The organism is Wolbachia endosymbiont of Folsomia candida, from assembly GCF_001931755.2.
GTDB lineage: Bacteria > Pseudomonadota > Alphaproteobacteria > Rickettsiales > Anaplasmataceae > Wolbachia.
Genome location: NZ_CP015510.2, coordinates 967,174 through 986,472 on the forward strand (window position 1 = coordinate 967,174; position 19,299 = coordinate 986,472).

The 19,299-nt window shown below is 34.0% G+C and carries 16 protein-coding genes; 7 read left to right on the plus strand and 9 right to left on the minus strand.

Going from position 1 to position 19,299, the window contains the following annotated elements; genetic code table 11:
• Positions 1 to 71: 71 nt before the first annotated feature.
• Positions 72 to 2,066 (plus strand): transketolase, encoded by a 1,995-nt coding sequence (gene tkt, locus ASM33_RS04375; protein WP_110410213.1) that lies wholly within the window; start codon positions 72 to 74, stop codon positions 2,064 to 2,066.
• On the opposite strand, the gene map is transcribed toward tkt, so the two are convergent.
• From map to ftsA, 3 genes are all read right to left on the minus strand, one after another.
• Entirely contained in the window at positions 2,038 to 2,817 is a 780-nt protein-coding gene (map, locus tag ASM33_RS04380) for a type I methionyl aminopeptidase (RefSeq protein WP_110410212.1), read from the minus strand. The genes tkt and map overlap by 29 nt on opposite strands.
• A gap of 163 nt (positions 2,818 to 2,980) precedes the next feature.
• On the minus strand, positions 2,981 to 5,314 hold the full coding sequence (locus ASM33_RS04385; RefSeq protein ID WP_110410211.1) for a hypothetical protein: 2,334 nt from the start codon (positions 5,312 to 5,314) through the stop codon (positions 2,981 to 2,983).
• 125 nt (positions 5,315 to 5,439) lie between these two features.
• Positions 5,440 to 6,678 carry a cell division protein FtsA gene (ftsA, locus tag ASM33_RS04390; protein WP_110410210.1) on the minus strand — a complete coding sequence of 413 codons (1,239 nt, stop codon included), beginning with the start codon at positions 6,676 to 6,678 and terminating at the stop codon, positions 5,440 to 5,442.
• Positions 6,679 to 6,824: 146 nt separating this feature from the next.
• Here ftsA and def point away from each other — a divergent pair, with 146 nt between their 5' ends.
• The 3 genes from def (at position 6,825) to trhO (ending at position 9,131) form a co-directional block, all read left to right on the plus strand.
• A complete protein-coding gene (def, locus tag ASM33_RS04395) occupies positions 6,825 to 7,358 on the plus strand; it encodes a peptide deformylase (RefSeq protein WP_110410209.1) in 534 nt (177 codons plus the stop codon).
• Positions 7,351 to 8,211 carry a uracil-DNA glycosylase gene (locus ASM33_RS04400; protein WP_110410208.1) on the plus strand — a complete coding sequence of 287 codons (861 nt, stop codon included), beginning with the start codon at positions 7,351 to 7,353 and terminating at the stop codon, positions 8,209 to 8,211. Before def ends, ASM33_RS04400 begins: the two co-directional genes overlap by 8 nt.
• A 107-nt stretch (positions 8,212 to 8,318) precedes the next feature.
• Positions 8,319 to 9,131 (plus strand): oxygen-dependent tRNA uridine(34) hydroxylase TrhO, encoded by an 813-nt coding sequence (gene trhO, locus ASM33_RS04405; RefSeq protein ID WP_110410207.1) that lies wholly within the window; start codon positions 8,319 to 8,321, stop codon positions 9,129 to 9,131.
• A gap of 193 nt (positions 9,132 to 9,324) precedes the next feature.
• Here trhO and ASM33_RS04410 read toward each other — a convergent pair whose 3' ends face one another.
• Together ASM33_RS04410 and lepA are read right to left on the minus strand one after the other, a co-directional pair.
• Positions 9,325 to 9,747: a hypothetical protein gene (locus ASM33_RS04410; RefSeq protein WP_110410206.1), complete on the minus strand. Its 423-nt coding sequence runs from the start codon at positions 9,745 to 9,747 to the stop codon at positions 9,325 to 9,327.
• A gap of 100 nt (positions 9,748 to 9,847) precedes the next feature.
• Positions 9,848 to 11,644 (minus strand): translation elongation factor 4, encoded by a 1,797-nt coding sequence (lepA, locus tag ASM33_RS04415; RefSeq protein ID WP_110410205.1) that lies wholly within the window; start codon positions 11,642 to 11,644, stop codon positions 9,848 to 9,850.
• Between the two features lie 207 nt (positions 11,645 to 11,851).
• On the opposite strand from lepA, the gene surE reads away from it, so the two are divergent.
• The 3 genes from surE (at position 11,852) to prmC (ending at position 14,910) form a co-directional block, all read left to right on the plus strand.
• The gene (gene surE / locus ASM33_RS04420; protein WP_110410589.1) at positions 11,852 to 12,604 is read left to right on the plus strand and encodes a 5'/3'-nucleotidase SurE; all 753 of its coding nucleotides are present in this window, start codon (positions 11,852 to 11,854) and stop codon (positions 12,602 to 12,604) included.
• A 144-nt stretch (positions 12,605 to 12,748) separates the two neighbouring features.
• Positions 12,749 to 14,011, plus strand: a complete 1,263-nt coding sequence (locus tag ASM33_RS04425) for an MFS transporter (protein ID WP_110410204.1) — start codon at positions 12,749 to 12,751, stop codon at positions 14,009 to 14,011.
• Between the two features lie 59 nt (positions 14,012 to 14,070).
• The gene (gene prmC / locus ASM33_RS04430; protein WP_110410203.1) at positions 14,071 to 14,910 is read left to right on the plus strand and encodes a peptide chain release factor N(5)-glutamine methyltransferase; all 840 of its coding nucleotides are present in this window, start codon (positions 14,071 to 14,073) and stop codon (positions 14,908 to 14,910) included.
• Between the two features lie 46 nt (positions 14,911 to 14,956).
• Here prmC and ASM33_RS04435 read toward each other — a convergent pair whose 3' ends face one another.
• From ASM33_RS04435 to ASM33_RS04450, 4 genes are all read right to left on the minus strand, one after another.
• The gene (locus tag ASM33_RS04435; RefSeq protein ID WP_110410202.1) at positions 14,957 to 15,811 is read right to left on the minus strand and encodes a DNA polymerase III subunit delta'; all 855 of its coding nucleotides are present in this window, start codon (positions 15,809 to 15,811) and stop codon (positions 14,957 to 14,959) included.
• Entirely contained in the window at positions 15,789 to 16,415 is a 627-nt protein-coding gene (locus ASM33_RS04440; protein ID WP_110410201.1) for an L-threonylcarbamoyladenylate synthase, read from the minus strand. The genes ASM33_RS04435 and ASM33_RS04440 overlap by 23 nt, the downstream gene beginning before the upstream one ends.
• A 113-nt stretch (positions 16,416 to 16,528) precedes the next feature.
• Entirely contained in the window at positions 16,529 to 17,734 is a 1,206-nt protein-coding gene (gene dapE, locus ASM33_RS04445; protein WP_110410200.1) for a succinyl-diaminopimelate desuccinylase, read from the minus strand.
• A gap of 145 nt (positions 17,735 to 17,879) precedes the next feature.
• Positions 17,880 to 19,175 carry an MFS transporter gene (locus ASM33_RS04450; RefSeq protein ID WP_110410199.1) on the minus strand — a complete coding sequence of 432 codons (1,296 nt, stop codon included), beginning with the start codon at positions 19,173 to 19,175 and terminating at the stop codon, positions 17,880 to 17,882.
• Positions 19,176 to 19,299: the final 124 nt, after the last annotated feature.

The following is a 19,299-nucleotide window of genomic DNA, read 5'->3' on the forward strand; positions in this document are numbered from 1 at the left end:
GCATTCACTGTCAACTTGTTTTTGCTGGTGTAATGCCTTATACTTGCGTTTTCAAATTTCTTTATTAATACATGAATCATTTATCTTTAGAATCCATGGCAAATGCCATCCGTTTTTTATCAATTGATGCAGTACAAAAAGCAAATTCTGGGCACCCAGGTATGCCGCTTGGAATGGCAGATGTTGCAACTGTTTTATTTGCTAAGTATCTAAATCATAACCCTGATGATTCTAAATGGTTCAATAGAGATCGCTTTGTTTTGTCAAACGGCCATGGTTCAATGCTCTTATACTCAATATTATATCTTACAGGTTATATCAGCATAGATGAGATAAAAAACTTTAGGCAACTCAGCTCCAAAACTCCGGGTCACCCAGAATTTGGCCTTACTCCAGGTGTTGAAGCAACAACAGGTCCGCTCGGACAGGGATTTGCTGCTGCTGTTGGTATGGCACTTGCTGAGTCAATACTTAAAAAGCAGTTTGGTGATAATGTAATAGATCACTACACTTATGTAATGCTGGGTGATGGATGCCTTATGGAGGGAATAAGCCATGAAGCAGCATCACTTGCTGGGCACATTAAATTAAATAAACTCATAGCCCTTTTTGACGATAATGATATCTCTATAGATGGCGCTACTCACCTTTCCTGCTCTGACGATGTAGAAAAACGCTTTCTGGCGTATGGGTGGAATGTTAACAAAATTGACGGACACAATTTCAATGCTATATCACTTGCAATAGAAGAAGCGCAAAAATCCACAAAGCCTTCGCTTATCTGCTGCAAAACCATTATCGGAAAATTTTCAAGCCGCGCTGGCACATCCTCTGCTCATAGTGGTGCTTTTACAGAGGAAGACATAGTAAAAATGAGAAAAGAATTAAACTGGGACTATGAACCATTTCATGTACCAGCAGATGTAAAAAATGAATGGAAAAAAACTGTTGAAAGAACAAAACAGAAGATGTCATTCCAGTGCGTGACACTGGAATCTAGAGAAAAAGATGAAGAGCTTCAGAGAAGGCTCGATAAGCGCTTACCAGATAATATCAATAGTGTTTTGGCTGACCTAAAGAAACAAATACATGAGTTAATGCCAAACGAAGCAACCAGATCTTCTTTTGGAAGAGTAATGGAACTTTTAACAAAGTCTATGCCAGAACTTATCGGTGGATCTGCTGACCTTACCGGATCAAACTGCACAAAATATAAGCACATGCAGGTAATAAATAGCAGTGATTATAATGGCTCTTATGTTCACTATGGTGTAAGAGAGCATGCCATGGCAGCATGTATGAACGGAATGGCACTTCATGGTGGCATCCTTCCTTATGGTGGAACTTTCTTAGTATTTTCCGATTATTGTCGCCCTGCTATACGTCTCTCAGCTTTGATGAAACAACAGGTGATCTATGTTATGACTCACGACTCAATTGGTGTTGGTGAAGATGGGCCGACTCATCAGCCTGTGGAACATTTGGCTTCCTTGCGCGGAATACCAAATTTGTATGTTTTTAGACCAGCAGATGCGATTGAGACTTTAGAGTGCATCAGTATCACATTAGAAAAAAAAGAATCCCCAGCACTATTTGCGCTTTCAAGGCAAAATTTAAATTACGTACGTAAATTCCACTTTAGTGTTGATCAATCTGCTAATTTATCAAAATGCGGTGCATATATTTTATGTGAATACTCAGGACAATTGGATGTTACAATATTTGCTACAGGATCCGAAGTTGAAATTGCAGTTGAGGCAGGAAAAAAATTGCAGGAAAAAGGTATAGGCGTGAGGATTGTTTCAATGCCATGCTGGAGGCTTTTTGATGAGCAGAGTGATGATTATAAAGCATCAATATTGAATAATAACAGCATTAAAGTTGCAATTGAAGCTGGAAGCGAAATGGGTTGGCATAAATATATAGGTTTAAACGGTATATTTATTGGCATGAAAAGTTTTGGAGAATCTGCACCTTATAAAACACTGTATGAGCATTTTAATATCAATGCTGATCATGTAGTAGAATGTGTATGTTTTAGAATGGTGGAAAATGCCAATTCTTAGGCGATAATGTGAATATTTCAGCGCCATCCTTTGTGACTCCAATTGTGTGCTCAAATTGAGCGGAAAGTGAAAGGTCACGCGTTGTTACAGTCCAGCCATCAAATTTACTGAGCAATGTTTCACACTTTCCAGCATTAATCATCGGCTCTATTGTAAAAAACATTCCCTCTTTTATAATCACATCTTCATCTTTATCATAAAAGTGCACTACATTTGGTGGAGCATGAAAGACCTTTCCTATGCCGTGTCCACAATAATTACGCACAATAGAATATCCAAAGTCACTAATATACTTTTCTATAGCAAGCCCTATTTCATTTAATTTATTTCCAGGTTTAACTTGTTTTATTGCTTCCATTAATGCATTGTATGTGGCATCACATAAGCGTTTTGCTTTTATTGATGGCTTACCAGCCCAAAACATACGACTTGTATCACCATACCAGCCATTTAAGATCACTGTGACATCAATATTTAAAATATCTCCATCTTTAAGCGGTATATCATCAGGGATACCGTGGCATACAACAGCGTTTTTTGAAGTACAAATTGACTTGGGATATCCCTTGTAATTTAGTGGTGCTGGAATTGCACCTGCTTTGATAATAAAGTCATGACATAAGTCATTTAATTCATTAGTTGTTACTCCTACATTTACATGCGGTGCAATGAAATCTAGCGTTTCAGCAGCGAGCTTTCCAGCTTTGCGCATAAATTCAAAATCTTCTTGTGAGTGTATAGTTATGCTCATATTTCAAGTCTCTAATTTCCAAGAAAAATAAGGAATTTTAGTTTATTATCTATAGTATAAATAAATTTATTAAATTCCAGTATCAAGAACTGCTCAGTAATAAATTTAAGGATAGCATTAAGGTATTCACGTTGCTACCCAAAAATTGGTATTACTCTTTACTTTAAGTCTTTCTTGTTCCTACAGAAGGTATCGTTTTAGTAAATTCTATTAATGAAAGATCCTTTAATTTTGGCATTGGACTACTTTCCCTTTCCACGTTTTGACTTTCTATAAATACACCATCAATTACATCGTCCATAGTTACTGTTGTATTATTTCCTTTATCAGTCAATTCAACATTCTTAAGAAACTTACCATATTTAAGATCATTTATTATTCTTTCACTATCAAACAAATAATCAACTGTTATATTTTCGATGATCCCTTTGCTCAACAATGCTAAAGCTAACTTGCAATTTCTTACAAGACATCCTGAATTTTCTATGTATTTAGGATTATTTATAAGACCTATTATACCGCTAGTACCCAGTACCTCTATTAAGCCTTCCATATTTAATATTATTTTAGTTAAGAAAGGGCTATTTTGTATATTTGTTATAAGATTTTCTTTTTTTAATAACTCACCTATATCTTTAATATTTTGTATAAACCTCTTGCTGATTAAGATTTCAAGCAAATCACAGCCAATAATGTCAAGGTCACTAACTTCCTTTTTAATATCAGATATAGTCGTATAAAGTGATTCAATATCATCACAACTTTTTATGATTTCTGTATCAACAAGAACTTTTATGGTTTTAAGAGAAAGAATTGTATATAAGCTATTACCTTTGCGATCTATTCTATATATGCTTTCTCTTCCACGTGTACCATTACGCACTACAAATATGGCGTTAGTGTTAACTATGTAATTTATGAGATTATATCTTATTATCTGCTTATCAAGTAAAGTTTTAACTAAATCTAGGTCAAGATTACATAGCATCTCAACTTGTTCTCTATCCTTAAAGCAATGCAATATATCTTGCATATCTTGCACTATATTTTTATTAATCAAAGCCCTAAGTAAATCTAAATTAAGATTTAATGTATTAATAGTATCTTGAGTAAGACGAGGAAAAAGCTCACGTATTAAATCAACTGTGTGTTGTAGATAACTACAAGTTCTATAATACTTGTCACATTCTTCACCTTCATAAGAACTCCATAAGTTTCGCATTGTTACAGCTTTTCTTGTAGCAACATTAACCAAGACATTAATTAGCTCGTGATTCATGCTATTAAACTTTTCAGCATTTTCTTTAATGTCAAAAATAGTGAAAACTTTACCTAAGTAGCATAATATGGGATTATACCCATAATTTAGGTTTTCTTCAGCTAATTTATCAACCTCTCTTAAGTTAAGCTCATCAATAATACTGTCAATTAAAGTACTAATTGAATTTGCATCAATACGATTAAGGTTATCAAATCTTGTTTCATTTTCGAAAATTTCAATAAATGCTCCTCCTATAATTCCTTTGTTGTGAAACAACTTTAACAAAGCAGGATTAGCACCACTCAACTTATTTAAGTTTTCAATCTCTCCTTTAGTTAAGTTAATAAAAAAGCTTTTTATTATACTAAGAGTGCCTTGAAACTCAAACCAAATTCTAGTTGACTCTCTTCCGCGCAGATCATTTATTTTATTTTCCTCTAAATAATTAAGAGTTCTTTTCGATTTAAGTATAATGCCTTTAGGTATAGTTGCATAGCTCATCAAAGCATCAAGCGAATTAGAGCTAATACCATTAAACTTTTCAACATTTTCTTTAGTCTTGAAAAAAGCAAGAAACTCATAGAATACATCGCTGTTCACTAAATTATCACCGTGATAATGTTCATACTCCTTTGAGTGACATTGCTTAATAATACCATCAATTAGAGCGCTGAATAAGTCAAAATTCACATTATTAAGGCCATCAATGATTTCTTTTTCTGATAGTAGAACAAAAAACCTACTCTTAAGCCTCTTATTACTATCTATAACTTTTCTATCTAGAAGGAATTCTAGCAAGGTAAGATCAATACTATTTAATCTATCAACCTGCTCTTGAGTACGAAATAGATCAAGATTAAATGCATAATGCAAAATGCTTGTGAATGCAAATAACGAAAAACAAACTGAACTGGTATAACCTGCATAACCTATGGTGACCTCTTTATTCACTAATAACTTAAGAAGATTTTGGTTAACGCTATTTAACCTATCAACTTGCTCTTGGTCAGAAAATAATGCGTCAATATCACTAATGCTTACTTTCGCAGTAATTAAATTTTTTAATAATTCTTTGTTAGCACTAGTGAAGTATGATCGAGAAAATAAATTTATAACATCTAGATAGTGATAGCATTGATAATCATCTTTCTTCTGAAGAAGCATATAGTTGCAAAGCTCCCTATCATAGCTAGACCAAATGCGCTTGATTGCAAAAGGATTGAGTAAAGATAACATTTAATTTGCCTCACATTAATTACTAATTTAGTATATCATATTCGATAAACAAAAGTCAATTTTCCTATTTTATACGTTCTTGAATTAGCAGTTAAAGTTGGAGGCTTATTTTGTAATGGGTAAGGTTAAACTGTGACTTTCGATTTAACCCAATGGTACAGCTTACTTATTTTACCATCTTGACTCAGCATACCAGAATTATTTTTATAAAAAGTTTCAATTATTAGATTTATAGAACCTATTGCAGCAGAAAATACCGGATTTTTATCATATTCTCCATCAAGGCCATTTACTGGTTCTGGGTATCCGATTCGTATTTGTTTATTAAATATATAGCCTGCAATCTCTTTTATGCTTGTGAGCTGACTGGTGCCACCTGTGATCACTACTTTATTAATTGGATCTTTTTGCTCTTGAAAATGGTCTCTTACCATCTCAAGTATTTCCTCAACTCTTGGTCTTATAATATTGATAAGCTCAGATTTTAACACTTGAGTAGGTTCATCATTTTCATTATTTTGCACTGTAATGTGCTCGTTTTCATCTATCGAAGTTACAATAGTGCTACCATATAGTATTTTTATGCGCTCTGCATGTTCTATGCTTGTACATAATCCGTAAGCAATATCTCTTGTTATGTGAATTCCACCAATTGGAACGCCGTTTGCATATACAAGTTTTCCTCTTTTGAAGATTCCAATTGCAGTGTACCCACCACCTATGTCAACAATAGCAGTTCCAAGCTCTTTTTCATCTTCACTGAGGCAAGCAAGACCTGCAGAATATGAAGAAGCAATGCAACCTGCCATATTTAACCCACCATTACTGCTAATACAGTTTTCAATATTGGTAAGTGCTGGACGTGAAGCAGTGACAACATTAACGTCAGCAGATAATCTTTTTCCATAGAGCCCACTAACCTCCTTTATATCAGTCATGTCATCTAAGTGATACTTTAATGGTATATTGTGAATAATAACATTTTCTTCAATATATTTTTCAAATGTTTGAAAAACTACACGTTTTATATCTCGTTCAGAAATTTCATGATGAGCAGCGATGATTTCATTATATACATTAAAAGATGAGATGCTACATCCAGCAACATTAACATATATCTGGTCTATTGTTTCGTCTGATACTTGTTCAGCTAAACCTATGGTTGATGAAATCGAGTAACTCGCATGTTTAGCATCAGTGATTGATCCAGCATTTACGCCTTCTGCAATCTTGTAACCTATTCCTGTTATTTTATAGCTAAAGTTGCTATTCATTTTAACAATTAGACAGATAATCTTTGTTGTACCTATATCTAAGACAGCAAAAACGCTTCTCTTTGGCTTTACTATTACTGCAGAGTACATTGGTTAACCTTACTCATTCAAATTCTAGCTTCCTTTAAATAATTTATATTTCTATTATAAAAATACAGCAACACTTTAATATACCCTAAATTATGGACAAAAGAAAAAATAAAACATAAAATTAAGATTTTTCTGCCAAATATATTATGCCTAAATTACCAATTGTCATTGCTCCTGATGAAAGACTAGTCACACGCGCAAGTGAAATAACAGAAATAACTGATAAAATTAAAGAATTAGTAAACAACATGTTCGAAACTGTGGAGTATGCAGATGGTTTTGGTCTTGCTTCAGTGCAAATTGGGGTCTTGAAGAGAGTTTTCGTTACACGCATACCACAGGAATATCAAGATGAAGAACCTCAATATCAATCAATAGGGTCTTTTTGCATGATTAATCCAGAAATTACAGAATTGTCCGAAGAGCAAGTAGTGCTTACAGAGGGGTGTCTTTCAATTCCAGAACAGAGTCACGAGATTAAACGTCCAAAGTACTTAACTGTGAAATATAAAGACTTAGATAATGTGGAGCAAATGATGAAAGCAAGTGGCTGGCTTGCAAGGTGCATTCAACATGAACTAGATCACTTAAATGGCATATTATATATTAGACATCTATCTAAATTAAAGTATGATATGGCCATGAAAAAGGCACAAAAAATTAAAAAGCAATATGAGTAAGGATGATCTGGAGTTACTAAAGTTTTATCATGAAGTTGGTGTTGATTGTACGCTAACAGAAGGTGAAGAGGAAGATAATAGTGTTGCGCAGTCCGGTGAACCTATTGAATCTGTCATCCGAGTAGCAGACTACTCAGATCCAGAAAAAAAAGATGAAGATGTAGATTCCAGCGTCACGCGCTGGAATGACACCAAAGTTGACAAAGAACCAAAAAATTTCTTTCCAAGTGACTGGATAATTGAAGCAAGAAAACTTGCAAGTAGATGTAATAGTGTGGATGAATTAAGAAATGCAGTTAAATCGTTTGAGGGTTGTGAAATAAAAAAGACTGCAACTAATACCGTGTTTTCCGATGGTAATCCAAATGCAAAAATTATGCTTGTTGGTGAAGCACCAGGCGCAAATGAGGATCTAAAAGGCATACCATTTTGTGGTGCAAGCGGAATGTTGCTCGACAAAATGCTAAATGCAATCGGCCTTGATCGCACTAAAGTTTATATAAGCAATACCGTATTTTGGCGCCCACCTGGTAACAGAAAGCCAACAAACCTAGAGCTTGACATGTGTAGGCCATTTGTAGAAAAGCATATAGCGCTTATTTCCCCACAGATTTTAGTTTTAGTTGGAGGAATCGCATGCTATAGCCTGCTTGACAATACAAAAACCATATCGAATTTACGTGGGAAATTTCATACATATACTAACCAATATTTACCCAATCCAATTACTACATCTGCTATATTTCATCCTGCTTACTTGTTACGCCAACCAATGCAAAAACGTTTAGCTTGGGAAGACTTAAAAAAAATCAAGGAATATCTTGATGGAACGCGTAGCTGTACGAACGTCTAATTTTATGCATATAATAAATGTCTTGTAATTTTGCGTATTGCAGCTCCTCTATTGAACATTCTTACAATTTCGTATATATTATGTTTTAAATCTGTAAAGAAAATACTATGAGTTTTGTCATTGCAACTTTTTACCATTTTGTAGAGCTTTCTAACTATTATGACATGAAAGACGAGATAAAAGCTACATGTGACGATGTAGAGTTGAAAGGTACTATCCTCCTTGCAGAAGAAGGCATAAACGCAACTATATCAGGTGGAAGAAGCTCAATTAATAGAACATTTGACTTTCTACGTTCTGATTATAGGCTAAAAGATCTTGCATGGAAAGAAAGCACAGCGGAATATCAACCATTTAGCAAGATGAAGGTAAGATTAAAAAGAGAAATCTCCAACATTGATGTACGTGGTCTTGATCCATCTCAAAGAGGCGAATACATTGATCCAGAACATTGGGATGATTTTACATCTGGATCTGATGTTTTAGTAATAGATGCACGAAATGAGTATGAAGTGAAGCTCGGCAAGTTTAAAAATGCGATTAATCCACATATCGAGTATTTTCGAGACTTTCCTCAGTGGGCAAAGTCATTTTCTGAAAGTAAAGACCTAAAAGTTGCTATGTATTGCACTGGAGGAATTAGGTGTGAAAAATCAACAGCATATATGAAAAAACTTGGATTTAATAATGTTTATCATCTTAAAGGAGGCATTCTTTCTTACCTTGAAAAAACGCATAATAAAAATAGTAATTGGGAAGGTGAGTGCTTTGTTTTTGATGATAGAGTTGCTGTTGATAAATCACTCACTCCAAGCGACAAGATAAAATGTATATTCTGCTCAAGTCAAGTTTCAACAGATGAGCTGAAATCAGTTCCACGTGGTCAAGTGATTTGCTTTGAGTGTAAGTCTGCGGTATAATAGAAAGCCAACCACTACTCGTCATCCTATGGACTTTGGCTACAATTGTACAAACATTGAAAAAGTAATAAAATATTGTATAGCTAAGACAGGTAAGATTTACTGATTAATAATCGAAAAACCTCGACATACCGCTGCTTATTAGTAGACTGCAGCGGTATGACGTAGCTCAGGCTATATCTCCTTTATAATATTATCTCTTTGGTCCATTATCCGGACGAGAAATATCAAGCTCATCTAGTTCCTCACTTAGAAGATCAAGTCCCTCTTTAGATATTTCTACTTTAGGTTTTTCCACTTTAGGTTTTTCTACAAACTCAAAATCATCATCAACTTCACGTTTTGATTCGCCTTGATAATGGTTATCTATGAATTCCAACTTGTTTTCTCTATTAAAAACATCAGGATATTGCTGAATCATTGCAACACAAAGTTCAAGATCACCTTTTGTGAGGCCTTCCAGAAAAGATTCTCTTGCCTCCTTATATTCCACTGTTTGAGTAATTTTTATCCCATCAGTCAAACGATATACAATCATTAGCGCTTTATTGAATTCACCATTCTTTGTATGTTCAGAAAAGTCTTGCTTATCTTTTTTACTAATTTCTTTATTCATAATTTTACCTAACTATTTATTAACATTCACATATATTGACACATCAATTACATCAGTCAAGAAAATAATTAGCGTATTAATGGAAGATATATAGAATTATTCAATCGCTTAACTTCAAAGCTTGAATAAAGGCATTTTGTGGAATATTTACATTTCCTACAGAGTGCATTCTCTTTTTACCCTTTTTCTGCTTTTCTAGTAGCTTCATCCTTCGTGTTACGTCCCCACCGTAGAGTTTAGCTGTTACATCTTTTCTATATGGATTGATTGTTTCTCTCGCAATAATTTTTCCACCAACTGCTGCTTGAATTGCAATTTTATATTGCTGGCGCGGTATTAAATCCTGTAAACGTGCACATATTTCACGACCTCTTTTTTCAGCTCTGCTTTTATGAACTATACAAGCCAGTGCATCAACAGGTTCTCCATTAATTAAAAAGCTTAACTTATCTATTTGGCTTTCTTGATAGCCTGAAATTTCCCAATCTAAACTCGCATATCCCTTGGAAATTGATTTTAAACGGTCATAAAAGTCAAAGACGACCTCAGATAATGGTAGCTTATACTTTAATAATGCTGTTGTTGTATTACCAACGTATGACAAATCCTCCTGCCCTCCCCTTCTCTCTTCACATAAAGATATGATCTCACCTAAATATTGATCAGGAACCATAATTGTTGCAGTAATCCATGGCTCTTCCACCATTTCAATTTTAGTTGGATCTGGCATATCACTTGGGTTATGAATGCTAAGAACTTCGCTACTTCGTACTGCCACTCTGTATATAACACTCGGTGCAGTTGCCGTTAGATCCAAGTCAAATTCTCTCTCGAGTCTTTCTTGAATAACCTCTAAATGTAGCATTCCTAAAAAACCACAGCGAAATCCATATCCAAGCGCATTTGAAGTTTCAGCTTCAAAAGTGAAACTTGCATCATTCAAATGTAATTTTTCCAGTGCTTCTCTTAAATATTTAAAATCATCAGTTTTATTAGGAAAAATACTACAAAATACTACAGGGTGAACTTCTTTAAACCCTGGTAGTGCTGCGCTGCAAGGCCTTTTTTCTTCAGTAATAGTGTCACCAACTTTGCAGTCTGCTACTTCCTTCATTGAAGCTGTGATAAATCCAACTTCACCTGCTGAAAGTTCACCAGTCATTACTTTTTTAGGAGTAAAGATACCTATATTATCCACCTGATATGTAGCATTACTCGACATCATAACAATCTTCATGCCTTTTTTTAGCACTCCATTTTTAATTCGCACTAAAATTACCACTCCAAGGTAAGTATCATACCAACTATCAACTAAAATTGCTTGCAGTGGCGCATTTGGATCACCTTTTGGAGCTGGAAGTTTTGCTACTATCGCTTCAAGCACATCCTTTATCCCAAACCCAGTTTTGGCTGATATTAAAACTGCCTCACTTGCATCAATAGCGATTACCTCTTCGATCTGAATTTTTACCTTTTCTGGATCTGCAGCAGGCAAATCGACTTTATTAAGTACAACTATTATTTCATGATTATTGTCAATTGCCTTATATACATTTGCAAGAGTCTGCGCCTCAACTCCCTGACTACTATCTACCACTAAAAGTGAACCTTCACATGCAGCCAAACTTCGGCTTACTTCATATGAAAAATCAACATGTCCCGGAGTATCCATAAGATTTAAGCAATATTTATTACCATCGCTGGCTGTATAGCTCAGCCTAACAGTTTGTGCTTTAATCGTAATACCACGTTCACGCTCTATATCCATTGAATCAAGTATCTGATTTGTCATTTCTCTTGCCTCAAGACCGTTACATTCTTCTATCAAACGATCAGCAAGCGTTGACTTACCGTGATCTATATGCGCTATTATTGCAAAATTCCTTATATTTTTCATTGATGCTAGTTTTATTTTATTTAAGTAAAATCATTTTACATTTTAAGTGTAATAAGAGCAATTGTTTATATAATTCGCAATGAATTACTTGAATGAAAAGCAAGATCAACAACGAAATTACCATCAGAAATCAAATTTTGAAATAGGTCTGCTGTTATTTTCAATTAGATGTGGTACGATAATAAGCTAAATAATGGAATTCTTTATATGATAGTGTTAATAACAAACGACGACGGCTTTAAAAGTGAAGGGATAAAGCTACTGCAAGAGATTGCATCAAATTTTGCAAACGAAATATGGGTAGTAGCACCAGATACCGATAGAAGCGGAGCAGCAAGATCTCTTGATTATCCAGTGAAGCAGTCTATTCTGATAAACCAACATAGTGAAAGAGAGTTTAGCGTTTCTGGCACTCCTGCAGATTGTGTCATTATTGCACTAAACAAGATTATGAATAAAAAGCCAGACTTAATATTATCTGGAGTAAATATCGGATCAAACGTTGGAGATGATGTTTGCTATTCAGGCACTATTGGTGCTGCAATGGAAGGCGCTGCTAGATCTATATCCTCTATTGCGCTAAGCCAAGTGTATCATAATGAGATAAACTGGCACAATACAAAGGCTTTTGCACAAAAAGTTATTGCCAAATTAGTCGAGGTTAGCTGGGATAAAAATATCGTAATGAGTGTAAATTTCCCTGCTACAGAAAAAGTAAAAGGAGTAGAGTTTGTTGAACAAGGTGAATATAATATTGATGGTGATTTAACTTTCACTGAAAATTCTAATGGATCTTTTAATTTAAATTGGTCTCGAGAACACTCTGGAAGTGGGAGCGTTGGTAAAATCAAAGAAGGATTTATTACTATCACTCCAGTAAAATTAGATTTCACAGATTATGATACACTGAATACTATGAAAAATTCATATGCTGACAAATTTTTCTCTATAACAGATTAAATTTTATGCCTCTTTTGAAACTATTTTACACAAAATAAAACCAAGGTAGCATAATTTCAAAAGAAGTTTATTAGTATGGTGACCATTTATAGACAAATATTCCAATTAATAGTAGCATATTAAATTATGACAAATCGAAAGATTATGACTGACATGCAAAAAGCAATATTATCGAGTATAATTTGCAACATGATAGTATGGTACGAATTCACTCTATTTGGAGTTTTGATACATATAATAAGTAACATTTTTTTTCCATCAGAAAGTGATTACTTAAGTACAATCAAATTTCTCGGTACCTTTGCAGTTGGATTTGGATTCAGACCACTTGGTGCATTTATTTTTGGCTACATTGGAGATAAGTACGGCAGAAGGAAAGTTTTGCTTACTTCTGTAATATTAGTTTCAATATCATCAACAATAATCGGAATTATACCAGGCTATAAAGAAATCGGCATCCTTGCTCCTATATTACTCTTGTTATGCAGAATCACACAAGGGATGGCAATGGGTGGAGAAACAAGTATCAATACAGCTTTTTTAATCGAACATTCAAGTGATAAAAAAAACCTTGGGTTTTTAGGTAGTATGAAAGCCTTTAGTGGAGCGCTTGGTTCAATTTTATGTTTTATAATGCTTGGTATTTGTAAAGAATTTACAGGCGAAAATTACGAGATTTGGGGCTGGAGGCTGCCTTTCTATTTTTGCTTTATTATGGGCATAATAGGTTTTTTTACAAGATACATAATGGAAGAAAGTTTAGCATATAAAATACATAATCAAAATAAAAGCTTATCCAGCTCACCATTCTTAGAGTTGATCAAAAGCTATAAAAGACCGTTTATGATAGCAATTGGACTTGGTATTGCCCAAAATGCAATTGTTTATTCAATGATTATGTTTTACAACATATCTGTAACAGAACTTACCTTGTTGGGTGTTGATATTAAAAATACAGTAAGGATTGCAAGTGAAATTATATTTGGAACCTCTGCAGTGCTGTTTGCAATGCTTTCTGATAAAGTTGGAAGAAAAAACGTGATGGTTCCTATATTAATAGTTTTATCTTGCGTTAGCTTACCTGTGCTTTCACTATTATCTCATGATAACCACTACATTATAACGCCAACGTATTTGTTGATAAGCATACCAATAGCTGCATCTTTTGGTATATATAGTTCTCTTGTTTGCGAACTATTCCCAACAAAAGTTAGGTGCACTGGTCTTAGTCTTGCACATAACATATCCGCAGGGATTTTTGGTGGTCTCTCTCCGTCCATATGCATGTTCCTAATAGAAAAAACTGAGACAAAATTTGCAGCAGGTATTTATCTTACCATATGTGGACTGGTTAGTTTAATATCTATACTACAAGTTAAAACAGAAGATAAAAAAGTTGATTGGTAAAACTTTTTTAAACTTTTGAAGCATGCCTGTAATGTATCTTATTTGTTTAGTCAGTAATAATGAAAACTATTAGTGCTTTAATCCAAGATGGATCAAAACTATTATCATCGTGCGGAATTGATTCGCCATATATGGACTCTGAAATCATTATGCAGCACGTACTTGGTGTGGAAAGGTCATTCATAATTATAAACCACGCTAATCATGTTCCAATAGACAAGGAATCTCTATTTTGGAAATTAATAAAAAAAAGAACTGAAAAATATCCAATATCACAAATAATAGGCAATCGTGAATTTTGGAGTGGTAACTTTATAGTGAATCAGCATGTTTTAGATCCAAGGCCAGATAGTGAAACACTAATATCAACAGTACTAAAATATTACCAAAACAAAGAGCAGAAGCTAAAAATTGCTGATTTTGGTACAGGTACAGGTTGTTTGTTGATATCCGTGCTGAATGAGTATAAATATGCTGTTGGTGTTGGTTTTGAAAAGAGTCTTGAAGCATATAAAGTTGCATGCCAGAATATCAAAAAACATGATTTACTTAGCAGAGCTAAAATACTTCCAAACTCGTGGACAGAATGCATAGGTTTATTTGATCTTATAATTAGCAATCCTCCATATATCAAAACAAGTAAATTGAAAGACTTGCAAGCTGAAGTCCAAAAAGAACCGAGACTTGCTCTTGATGGTGGCGTTGATGGTTTAAGTTGTTATTTAAGTATCTTCCCAATATTGAAAAAGTGCCTTAAAAAAAATGGATTTGCGGTACTGGAAATAGGTGAAGATCAAAATGACATTGATAAAATAATACCCTCATTCGAATTAGCTTTTCAGGAATACATATATGATTTGGCAGGAATGAAGAGGTGTATTGTTCTTAAGAAGACATAGCTGACAAATCAATTAATAAGTAAATAGTTTTTGGGTTTTGGATTTCTTACCAGGCTTTATCGGCAACTTGCTTTGTTGTAGGGCTTATGATATTGATTGCATTAGCCAAAACATGCTTTTTATCTAAGTGGAATTGTCTTGCAGATGCAAAAAGCTGATCTATTTTTTCCCATTGGCTAAGCAAAGTTTCAGTATTATTTGGATCTTTCTTTATACCTTTTAAAATAAAACTCTGAACTATATGAGATGCCAATTCCAGCTCAATTTCGCTATTAATTAATTTGTTAATTGCACTCGGGTCGTTTAAATTGTGAAAGAATGTGTAAAAGCTTTTATATACTTCATAAGTGTTCTTATTCATTGCGCTTATTATCCTCCCTGGCATTCCAGGAAACAGAGTAGCGATCTCATTAAATATTTCATCGTCAAACTCACACTGTAAAGAAACAATTTGTTTTGTTTCATCATAAGTGAGCGGCAATAAATTTAGCTGAAAGCACCTGCAACGAATAGTGGTTTGTATATCGCATGGATTATGGCTAATTATAAATATTTTAGAATTTTTCGGCGGCTCTTCTAATATTTTTAATATAGCGTTCTTAGCGTTATTGGTCATCGCTTCCAAGCTATCTATTATAGCTATCTTGTATTCTGACTGGATAGGGCTTAAGTGCAGAAAATTTTTCATTTCTCTGACTTTTTCTATTCCGATTGTATCGCCTTGAGCAATGTGTAAATCCAATGCTGCCGAACCACAGTCTTTTACAAGTAACCAATTAGAAAAAGATTTTGCAAGCGTTGCTTTTCCTATACCTTTTTTGCCACAGATTAGCCAAGATTGAACAGATAAGTTGCTCATTAATTTCTTTCTAGCTTGATTATGACCTATCACTTTTTTCATATTTCTTTCTATAGCTTAAAAGTGATTCATCTACTGCTTGCAGCGAAATTGCACCTTCCCTTAAAATTTTAATTTTGTCTCCAGTTAAATCAACAATAGTTGATTCTATACCTGAAACTAATTCATCACTTTCAATTACTGCAGATAAATGCTGCTTAATAGATTGAGGTATATCACCTGCCTTGCATATACTCTTTTTTCCTGAAATATTTATGCTTGTTGCAACTATTGGAATTTTTAGTTCATTTAATATTGAAATTGCAATTGGATGATTAGGAATTCTGATACCTACACTGCCTTTAAAGAATTCGCTTGGTAACGCGTTATTACTTTTAAGCGGTAGAATATATGTAACTGGTCCAGGAGAAAAGTGCTTTATTAAATCAACGTATTCTGCGTTTACCTTTGCTATTTTTACCAAATCGTGAATACTGCGCACAAATATAGAGAGTGGTTTATTGTAAGAGCGCTTTTTTATCTCATATATTTTTTTTATTGCCTCAGAGCTCAGAGCATTGCATGCCAAAGCATACACTGTTTCTGTTGGAAAACACACCAACAAATTGTTCTGTATTGCAGTCTTTGCAAAGCTTTCTGCTGTCATCTTTAGTAAATATTACTTGATCCATTATCATCATAAAAATCTAATAACACAAGATCATTAAGAGTTTCACGTTTTTTATAAACACTTAAAATACCACCAGAGCTTATCTGCAGCTAAGCTAATAATGGACCACCAGATATATTGCTTATTACATTAATCTGACCTACCACTCTATTTGTTGGATTAAAATAATTTTCTATAAATTCCTTATATATAGCTGTTAATTTGTGTATATCATTTACTCTTGCACATTCATTTGCCTGATGTGCGGTTTTATTGATCATACCAAATTCAATCACTGGACAAAAGTCTTTTATAAATGCAGCGTCTGATGTGCCACCACTTGTGCTTAGCATAGCATCAACATTGGTAATTTTGTTTATCGCATCAAGCAGAATATCAGTATTTCTATCTGGAGTAGACAGAAAAACGTCTCTGCTGTTATGCATAAAAAGCTTGTAATCATTAGTGACACTGGAGCAAATTCCATCAATAAGCTTATACAAACCATCTGGCGTTTGTTCATTATTATATCGAACATTAAAACGTGCAGTAATTGCTCCAGGTATTACATTGCCAGTATTGTTTCCAACATCTATAGTAGTAATTTCGCAATTTGAAGGCTGAAAATATTTATTACCATTATCAAAGGTAGTATTTTTTACTTTACTTAATATAGATATAATTTTATATATCGGATTATCAGCTAAATCTGGATAAGCAACATGTCCCTGTTTTCCGTAACACATGAGTTCAAATGTTGCAGATCCCCTTCTGCCTACTTTTATAGTATCACCTAGTTTGTCACTGCTGGTTGGTTCAGCAACAATACAGTAATCTATCTTTTTTTGTTTGCTTTGCATCCATTCTAAAACTGCTTTTGTTCCATATTCTTCTGTACTTTCTTCTGCGCTGGTAATCAATGCACTTATTGAGCCACTAAATTGAAACTTTTCTGAAATTAAGTTTACCATGGCAGCAATAAACGCAGCTACTCCGCTTTTCATATCAGCTGCCCCTCTTCCATATAACATTCCATTTCTGACTTCTGGCTTAAATGGATCTGATATCCAATCCTTTAGTTCACCTGGCGGCACAACGTCAACATGCCCAGCAAAACATAAATTTGGCGCTCCATTTATACGTTTTGCATAGAGATTTTTAACTTTAGCTTTTCCATCACCAAATTCTAAAATCTTACAATCAAAACCACTGTTCTTTAGGATTGTTGCTATATACTCTATTGCCCCGCCATCCCCTGGTGTTATGCTCTCAAAGGAGATCAATTTCTTAGTTAGCTCTACAGGATCAATTTTCATGTCAATTTTGAAACACTGGTACTGCTATATTGTAAACATTTACTGCTATATTGTAAACATTTTATGAATTATTTAAAACAAACATCGCACATTTTACATAATTGTCCCTTGAGTATGCCTCTTGTATAAATTTTGCTCACATGGCCTATTGATATTCTTCTGTTTTTTTAATCCCTAATCCAGAATTGGGGTTTTTAGAATGGCTTGAAGAATACTCTTCTTTTTGTTTAATCTGCAATATAGCAATTAGCCCAATTGATGCGCAGAAGATCATATAGAAACTAGCTGAAGTTTCTTGCCCTGTAATTTTGATAATTGTTGTGCATATAAACGGAGCAAGACCACCAAAAAATCCAGCAGCTATATTTCTTGATAAACCAAAACCACTATAGCGCACCTTTGTTGGAAATAATTCACACATCAACGCACTAACAGGACCAAGCGATGCAGCTATTGGAATTATAAAAAGAACGTGTGCTATGATAGTTGGCAAATAATTTCCACTACATAACATTGAAAAAACTGGGTAGCTCACTATTATGAAAGATATAAACGCAAATTTCATAACTTTTTCTCTTCCGATTCTATCAGAAAGTATTGCAAACAATATTGTCAATACTCCGAGCGTGATTTGACTAAGTATTTCCACTATGTGGTTAAAATGACCACTTATTACTGACATTTTCTCCGTAAGCACATTGAAAAATACTAGGTATATATAAAGAGATGAATTTTCAACTATATCCACTCCGACTGATATCAGAAAAGGTTTTTTATAGTTGCTCAGCAGCTCTTTTAGTGGCAGTGTGGATGTTTTTTTTTGTTTCTTATACTCCGGGCTTTCATCAAGTATATATCTCATATATATACTGACTAATCCCATTGCTAAACTAAAGATAAAAGGTAGTCTCCATCCCCAAGATTCAAAATCAGATACTTTCTTACATATTAATACCACTATAAGACTCAATATTGACCCTAAAATTGCGCTTAAAACCTCGATGCTTCCAAAAAATCCTTTTTTATTTTTTGGAGCGTGTTCTATTAAAAATGGCGCATTTCCTGCTTCTCCACCAAGAGATATACCCTGCAGCAACCTTAAACAAACTACCAGTATTGATGCGAGTATTCCAATACTTTCATAACCTGGTACAAAAGCAATTAAGACGGTTGATAGAGTCATCAATATGATTGAGATCAATAAAGCAACTCTCCTTCCATGCTTATCACCAATGTGACCAAATATAGCAGCTCCAATTGGCCTCATTAGAAAACCTACTGCAAACACTCCAAAAGCCTTTAATACACTAGTTAATTGATCATCCGATGGAAAAAATATACTGCCAATTATATTGATTAAGTGACCAAAAAGCATGTGGTCATACCACAATAAAGTGTTACAGATCAAACTTGATAGTATTACTTTGGTTACTTGCTTCATTGCTTCATAATTTCCCTATAACATATTTGACATTATATACAAAAAAAATGTGAACATTACATAAATGTAATATTAACAATACTAAACCTTAATTTTTATATTATTGACTATATTTAGTATTTTT

Excerpts from the sequence above, each read along its gene's own strand:
- dapE (WP_110410200.1), bottom strand. The coding sequence starts at position 17,734 with ATGAAAATTGATCCTGTAGAGCTAACTAAGAAATTGATCTCCTTTGAG.
- ASM33_RS04435 (WP_110410202.1), bottom strand. The coding sequence starts at position 15,811 with ATGAAAAAAGTGATAGGTCATAATCAAGCTAGAAAGAAATTAATGAGC.
- ASM33_RS04400 (WP_110410208.1), top strand. The coding sequence starts at position 7,351 with ATGAGTAAGGATGATCTGGAGTTACTAAAGTTTTATCATGAAGTTGGT.
- map (WP_110410212.1), bottom strand. The coding sequence starts at position 2,817 with ATGAGCATAACTATACACTCACAAGAAGATTTTGAATTTATGCGCAAA.
- prmC (WP_110410203.1), top strand. The coding sequence starts at position 14,071 with ATGAAAACTATTAGTGCTTTAATCCAAGATGGATCAAAACTATTATCA.
- tkt (WP_110410213.1), top strand. The coding sequence starts at position 72 with ATGAATCATTTATCTTTAGAATCCATGGCAAATGCCATCCGTTTTTTA.
- def (WP_110410209.1), top strand. The coding sequence starts at position 6,825 with ATGCCTAAATTACCAATTGTCATTGCTCCTGATGAAAGACTAGTCACA.
- ASM33_RS04450 (WP_110410199.1), bottom strand. The coding sequence starts at position 19,175 with ATGAAGCAAGTAACCAAAGTAATACTATCAAGTTTGATCTGTAACACT.
- ASM33_RS04425 (WP_110410204.1), top strand. The coding sequence starts at position 12,749 with ATGACTGACATGCAAAAAGCAATATTATCGAGTATAATTTGCAACATG.
- surE (WP_110410589.1), top strand. The coding sequence starts at position 11,852 with ATGATAGTGTTAATAACAAACGACGACGGCTTTAAAAGTGAAGGGATA.
- ASM33_RS04440 (WP_110410201.1), bottom strand. The coding sequence starts at position 16,415 with ATGACAGCAGAAAGCTTTGCAAAGACTGCAATACAGAACAATTTGTTG.
- ftsA (WP_110410210.1), bottom strand. The coding sequence starts at position 6,678 with ATGTACTCTGCAGTAATAGTAAAGCCAAAGAGAAGCGTTTTTGCTGTC.
- lepA (WP_110410205.1), bottom strand. The coding sequence starts at position 11,644 with ATGAAAAATATAAGGAATTTTGCAATAATAGCGCATATAGATCACGGT.
- trhO (WP_110410207.1), top strand. The coding sequence starts at position 8,319 with ATGAGTTTTGTCATTGCAACTTTTTACCATTTTGTAGAGCTTTCTAAC.
- ASM33_RS04385 (WP_110410211.1), bottom strand. The coding sequence starts at position 5,314 with ATGTTATCTTTACTCAATCCTTTTGCAATCAAGCGCATTTGGTCTAGC.
- ASM33_RS04410 (WP_110410206.1), bottom strand. The coding sequence starts at position 9,747 with ATGAATAAAGAAATTAGTAAAAAAGATAAGCAAGACTTTTCTGAACAT.